4 protein-coding genes are annotated in these 3,894 nt (G+C 78.3%); all 4 read right to left on the reverse strand.

The genetic code is table 11. The features are described from left to right. Positions 1 to 960 (reverse strand): PfkB family carbohydrate kinase (locus tag HLB09_RS18815; RefSeq protein WP_322790199.1); only part of this gene is annotated, 960 nt, incomplete at its 3' end. Between the two features lie 69 nt (positions 961 to 1,029). Continuing rightward, positions 1,030 to 1,446 (reverse strand): VOC family protein, encoded by a 417-nt coding sequence (locus HLB09_RS14245; RefSeq protein ID WP_171204000.1) that lies wholly within the window; start codon positions 1,444 to 1,446, stop codon positions 1,030 to 1,032. Continuing rightward, positions 1,443 to 2,942, reverse strand: a complete 1,500-nt coding sequence (locus tag HLB09_RS14250) for an insulinase family protein (RefSeq protein ID WP_171204001.1) — start codon at positions 2,940 to 2,942, stop codon at positions 1,443 to 1,445. Before HLB09_RS14250 ends, HLB09_RS14245 begins: the two co-directional genes overlap by 4 nt. Positions 2,943 to 3,030: 88 nt before the next feature. After that, positions 3,031 to 3,888, reverse strand: a complete 858-nt coding sequence (locus tag HLB09_RS14255) for an NAD-dependent epimerase/dehydratase family protein (RefSeq protein ID WP_171204002.1) — start codon at positions 3,886 to 3,888, stop codon at positions 3,031 to 3,033. Positions 3,889 to 3,894 lie beyond the last annotated feature (6 nt).

Genomic DNA, 3,894 nt, shown 5'->3' on the forward strand with positions numbered 1-3,894 from the left:
CTCCTCGTCCGGCGCCCCTCCCCCCTCGGCGCCCGTCCGGGCCTCCTCGAGCGCCGCGGCGAGGGCCCCGGCGACGACGTCGCCCGCGCCCGTCGTGTCGACGACGGGCACCCGGAGGCCGGGCACGTGGACGCCGCCCTCCGCCCCGCCCCGGACGGCCACGAGGGCGCCCGCCGCGCCGAGGGTGACGACCACGCGGGGCACCACCTCGAGCAGACGGCGCGCCAGGGCGCGGGCGCGCGCGACGACGTCCGCGTCGTCGCCACCGGCCCGGGCCCCGTCACCGTCCGTCCCGTCACCGTCCGAACCGTCACCGTCCGACCCGTCACCGTCCGTCCCGTCACCGTCCGCCTCGTCGCCGTCCGCCCCGGCCGCTCCGTCCCCGGCGAGGGCCGCCGCCTCGTGCTCGTTGACGAGCAGGACGTCGACGTCGGCGAGGAGACCGGCGGGCAGGGGCTGCACCGGCGAGGGGTTGAGGACCACGACGACGCCGGCCGCCGACGCCTCCGACGCCGCGGCGGCCACGCTCGCCGTCGGCACCTCGAGCTGGCACAGCAGGTGACCGGCGCCGCGCACCGCGGCGAGCTCGACCGGCGCGAGGTCGACGAGCCCCGCGTTCGCGCCCGGGTCGACGACGATGACGTTCTCACCGCTCCCGGCGACGGTCACGAAGGCCGTGCCCGTGGGGCGCTCGAGCGCGCGGAGGCGGACCGCGACCCCCGCGGCGGTGAGCGCGTCCCGCAGGCGCCGCCCGGCGGCGTCGTCACCGACCGCTCCGACGAAGGTCGTCGCCGCCCCGCACCGGGCGGCCGCGACGGCCTGGTTGAGCCCCTTGCCGCCGACGTGCTCGGCTCGGGAGCGGGCGAGGACCGTCTCACCCGGCCGGGGGACGCCGTCGACGCCGAGGACGACGTCGAGGTTCGCGCTGCCCACCACCACGACGCCGCTGCGCTCCGCCACGACGGACCACCCTGCCGCACCCGCGCACCGCCGGCCGGGGCGGCCGGTCGTGCGTCCGGTCGAGGGCGCTCAGCCCTCCGGCAGGAAGAGGCAGAAGGGGTGGCCCGCCGGGTCGAGGACGACGCGGACGTCCTCCTGCGGCTGGTGCTCGGGCAGCCGGCCGCCGAGGGCGACGGCGCGCTCGGCCGCCGCCGACAGCGACGCCGCCGCGTCGCCGCCCAGGACCTCCACGGCCACGTCGAGGTGCACCTGCATCTGCTGGTCCCCCGGGCCCTGCGGCCAGACGGGCGGGACGTGGCCGGGCTCCCGCAGGAAGGACAGTCCCGTGCCGCCGCCGGGCGGGCCGAGCATGACCCACTCGGGCTCCTCGAGCAGCACCTCCCAGCCCAGCAGCGCGCGGTAGAAGGCCGCGAGGGCGCCGGGGTCGGGGCTGCCCAGGACGGCCGCGGACAGGCGCAGGGGCGGGGACTCCGGCCCGGTGCTCATGCGCGCTCCCGGTCGGCCCGCCGCGACGGCCCCTCCGGGTCGCCCCGCACGTGGAGGCGCTCCGGCACGGCGGCGAGGACCGCCCGCAGCGCCTCGTCACCGCCGCGCCAGTCACGGGCCTGCAGCGGGATGCTGAGACCGCGCGCGCTGACGAGCTGGTGGGTGAAGTCGGCGTCGGCGTCACCGGCCTCCACGAGGCCGACCACCTCCTCCCACCGCACGGTGGTCACCTGCCCGCCCCCGAGGTCGAGCGACGCCCCGCTGCCGCCCACGACGAGGCGGGCGCCCCGCGGGACGCCGCGGAGGAGCCGCGGGCGGTGCACCCGTCCCTCGACGACCTCGCCGGAGCCGTCGGGCAGCCGCGGCAGCCCGGGCACCTCGAGGTCGACGCCCTCGGGGACGGCGACGAGCGCCGACCGCTCGAGGTGGCGCGCCGCGTCCCTCACGTCCTCGATCGTGAGGTCCCGCACCGACGCGAGCAGCTCCTCGGTCGCCTCCACCGGCCAGCCGAGCACCGCCGCCTCCGCGAGCGCCGACAGCTCGTCGGAGGTGGTGCGCTGGTCCGTCAGGGTCTCCTCCGCGGACTCGACCTCACCGGCGAGCTCGGCGTCGGTGGGCCCGTCGGCGGCGAGCGCCGCGAGCACCTCGCGCACCACCGCGAACGCCTCCGTCTCGGCGCCCTCGCGCACCTGCGTGGCGAGCAGCGCGTGCCGGTCGACGGCCGTCAGCCGGTCGAGGGACGAGTCGACGCCGTAGGTGAGCCCCCGCCGGTGACGCAGCTCCTCCTCCAGCCTGTCCCGCAGCACGTGGAGGGCGACGCCGGCGGCAGGACCCACGGGCACGAGGCCGCTCACGGCGAGCACCGGGCCGGGCAGCTGGGTCCACCCCGGGAGCAGCGCCCCCTCGGGCAGCGCGTCCACGGCGTCGGGCCGCCGCCGGGCCGGCAGGGGCAGCGCGAGACCCTCCGGCGGCGGGCCGGTGAGCCAGCACGCCGCCGCGCCGCTCACCGCCCAGCGGGCGGACCACGCCCGCAGCGCCTCCGCGGAGACGGCGCCCAGGGCGGGCTCCACCGCGCCCACGAGGCCGGGGCCGCGGTACCCGAAGCGCTCCACGAGGAGGGCCCCGACCAGGTCCGGGCCCTCCTCCCGCTCCTCGGCGGCGAGGACCCGGGCCTCCACCTCACGCCGCTCGACCGGCGGGTCGGCGAGCAGCCGGCAGGCCCGCGCCAGGAACTCGACGACGCGGTCGGGCCGACCGGTCACCGTGAGCTCGGTGGAGGCGATGCCCACCGAGGCGTTGCACTCCAGCCTCGGCCGACGCGCCTCGTGCATGACCAGGTGCTCGAGGAGGTGGGTGGTCCCGCCTCCCGTGAAGGTCTCGTCCCGACGGCCGACCCCGAGGACGAGGCCGGCGGTCAGCGGCCCCGGCCCCTCGCGCCACAGGACGGGGACGCCGTCCACCTCGGACCGGTGCAGGGGCGGCAGCTCCGTCGTCACGACGACGACTCTGCCGGAGGAGCGGCGGGCACGGGGTGACGACGGGCGGAGCCGCCCGCCCGGCCCACCGCCGCCCCCGGCGAGCGGCTCACACCTCGTCGCGCCAGGAGTGCTGCGGCTCGTAGCCGAGGAGCTCGCGGGCGGTGCCGATGCCGAGGAGCGTCTCGTGCTCGCCGAGGTCCCCACGCACCTCCACGCCCGGGAAGACCTCCGCCATGAGGCTCGCGCTGGACCGGGTCATGACCGTGTCCGCCGCCGCGATGATCGCGACGTGCGCCCCCGGGCGGTCGAGCTCGAGGCCCCTGCGCACGGCCTGGGCGCCGTCACGGGCGTCGATGTAGCCCCACAGGTTCCACTTGCGGCGCATCGGGTCGGCGTCGAAGGAGGGGAACTCCGCGTAGTCGTGGGGCTCCATGACGTTGGAGAAGCGCAGCCCCACCATCGTCAGCTCGGGGTCCCAGCGGCACAGGTGGTGCGCCATCTCCTCCTCGAGCGTCTTGACGAGGGAGTACGTCGACCCGGGGCGGGCGCGGTAGGCCTCGTCGACCGGCGCGTAGGGCGGCGGCTCGTCGAAGGGCAGCCCGAGGACGGTCTCGCTGCTGGCCCAGACCACGTGCCGGACGCCGGCGGCCCGCGCCGCCGTCTGGACGTTCCAGGACGCCGTCATGTTGTTCGCGAAGGTCGCCGAGTTCGGCACCCGCCCGGGCGCCGGCACGGCGGCGAGGTGGGCGACGGCGTCCACGCGACCGCCCCGCTCGTCCGTGCGGCCGGCGACGACCTCGACGACCTGCGCCTGGTCGGTGAGGTCGACCTCGAGCAGGCCCTCGGGCGCGCCGGGGCCGGCCGCGCGGTCGACGGGCAGGACGTCCCAGCCGTGCGCGCGCAGGTCGGCCGTCACGGCGCGGCCGAGCTTGCCGGCGGCGCCGGTGACGACGACGCGGCTCACCGCGAG

The organism is Pseudokineococcus marinus, assembly GCF_013004605.1.
Taxonomy (GTDB): Bacteria; Actinomycetota; Actinomycetes; order Actinomycetales; family Quadrisphaeraceae; genus Pseudokineococcus; species Pseudokineococcus marinus.

Bases quoted from the DNA above. Each gene is read 5' to 3' on its own strand.
- HLB09_RS14245 (WP_171204000.1), bottom strand. From the start codon at position 1,446: ATGAGCACCGGGCCGGAGTCCCCGCCCCTGCGCCTGTCCGCGGCCGTC.